Annotated in this window: 2 protein-coding genes; one reads left to right on the top strand and one right to left on the bottom strand. The window is 59.1% G+C overall.

Features of this window, described 5'->3' with window-relative positions; genetic code table 11:
* Positions 1-196 precede the first annotated feature (196 nt).
* Complete coding sequence (locus tag ACR0ES_RS20115; RefSeq protein WP_480871588.1) at positions 197-1198, top strand: helix-turn-helix domain-containing protein; 1002 nt, start codon at positions 197-199, stop codon at positions 1196-1198.
* 91 nt (positions 1199-1289) lie between these two features.
* Here the strand turns inward: ACR0ES_RS20115 and ACR0ES_RS20110 are convergent, their stop codons facing one another.
* Positions 1290-2267: an HpcH/HpaI aldolase/citrate lyase family protein gene (locus ACR0ES_RS20110; RefSeq protein ID WP_480833602.1), complete on the bottom strand. Its 978-nt coding sequence runs from the start codon at positions 2265-2267 to the stop codon at positions 1290-1292.
* Positions 2268-2375 lie beyond the last annotated feature (108 nt).

The following is a 2375-nucleotide window of genomic DNA, read 5'->3' as shown; positions in this document are numbered from 1 at the left end:
TCCCCCGTCAACCGCGTCGACAACGCATACGGCGACCGAAACCTCGTCTGCACATGCCCACCCATGGACGCATACGAAGACGCCGCAGAGTGAAACCCGTGTCTGTCCGATCCGTCAATTCGCCTGACGGATCGGATTTACACCCTGAGGGCAGCGCCAATCGGGGCGCTGCCACGCCCAAATCGTCGGAGGAACAATGAAACACTATGTCCTCGAAAATGATCACGCCAATCTGTCTGAAACGGAGCCTGAGGCACCCGAAAGATTGAAACATATCGATGTCATTCTCAACGGTGAAGCGGCTATGGCGTCAGCTGGAATGGTCATCGAATTCTATCAGGCGTTAAACACTCTGGCCGAAGACTGCACCTATGCGGTCAACCTTCGTGTCGCTGGCTCGGAACCCGCGGGCGGACCGTTATACTGGGCCGGACGAACGGCGGTTTTCTGGGGAGATCTGGAGAACATCTGGTCCATTCCACATTCGCGCAGATTCTGGGTATCGCAGGTCCTGAACCTGTCTTCGCGGGTTGTTCTGGTCGGCGGCGCGGTGCTGCTTCTGCCGCAACTCGGAAGAACAGGCCGGAACACCGTTGCTGTCCACCCGAATTTCGCAGCCGCTGCACTGGAGGGCGGGCTGGAAGATTGTGGCACCGGCACGCATCTGGCCGCAGACGGGTGCGCCCATAGCGCAACCACCCGGTTAAGCGCGCTGCGCCTGCTGTCAGAATTTGTGTCGATCGACCACGGGGAACATATCGCGGACATACTGCGCGGATACATTGGACTGACGGAACCCACACAAAAGCACGGCAGCACGCTTGCCGCCCGTCTGGTGCACCGTGCAAAAGGTGATCAGCTTGTCATGCGCACGCTGGATGCGATGCAGGAAAACATCGAAGATCCTTTGACGATCTCGGAACTTTCCAATGTACTCAGGACCTCGACCCGCCAGTTACAGCGAAGGTTTCTAAGCAAAACCGGTGCGAAACTTTTGTCGACCTACAAAGAGCTACGGCTGGAGCGGGCGCAGAGCCTTTTACAATTCACCAACATGTCGCAGATCGAAATCTCGACAGCGACCGGCTTTTCATCGACTGTCGCGCTGAAACGCGCCTTTCAACGCAGCTTTGACGTCAGCCCGGACGAAATTCGGAACAAGCGATTTCTGGGGACGGCCGCCCCGGAACACGGATAACCTTTCGCGTTGGTCTCGTGATCCACCAGTCAACGCAGCACCGAGCCCGCGTGGACAATGCGCCCACGCAGGTCGGGTTTGGTGCAGGCGATCAGGCCGCAGCGATCTGACTGGCCTTTTCAACCAGTACTTCGGCCTGCCGGATCGAGGCATAATCGATCAGACGACCATCCAGAGACACGGCACCTTTTCCGTCTGCCTCGGCCTCGGCCATGGCGACAAGGATACGCCGTGCCTTGGTAACTTCGGCATCCGAGGGCGACATCACCTCATTGGCAAGTGCGATCTGGCTGGGGTGGATGGCCCATTTGCCCTCGCAGCCCAGAACGGCGGCACGTTTTGCTGCGGCCTTGTAACCGTCGGGGTCCTGAAAATCGCCAAAAGGCCCGTCGATGGGGCGCAACCCGTTGGCGCGCGCCGCAACCACCATGCGGGCAAGGGCATAGTGCCACATGTCGCCCCAGTGGGTCAGGCGGCCGCCGTCGGCATCCGGGTCGGTCAGAACCGAATAATCCGGGTTCACGCCCCCGATGATTGTGGTTCGCGCGCGGGTTGAGGCGGCATAATCCGCGACACCAAAATGAAGGCTTTCATTGCGCTTTGATGCAGCCGCAATCGCGCTGACATTCTGCATACCAAGCGCGGTTTCGATGATGTGTTCGAACCCGATCCGTTTCTTGTATCCCTTGGCGTCTTCGATCTGGGTCACCAGCATGTCGACCGCATATACATCTGCAGCTGTCCCGACCTTGGGGATCATGATCAGGTCCAGACGCTGGCCCGCCTGTTCGACAACATCCACGACGTCCCGGTACATGTAATGGGTGTCCAGACCATTGATCCGGACCGACATGGTCTTGCTCCCCCAGTCGATATCATTCAGCGCCTGAATGATGTTCCTGCGCGCCTGCTCCTTTTCATCGGGCGCGACGGCGTCTTCCAGATCGAGGAAGATGACATCCGCGTCCGATTTCGCAGCCTTCTCAAACATTCCGGGCTGGCTGCCGGGCACGGCAAGCTCGCTGCGGTTCAGGCGGGCGGGGGCTTGTTCAATTGGTTGAAAGCTCATGGTTGGGACCTTTCGGCTTACAGGTTCGGGTATATGGGGAAGCGGTTGCAGAGGTCTGCGACCTGGGCGCGGACGCGGGCTTCGACTTCGGCGTTGCCGTCTTCGCCG

This window comes from Ruegeria sp. N7, assembly GCF_056531345.1.
This window is presented reverse-complemented; position numbering and strand designations above follow the sequence as displayed.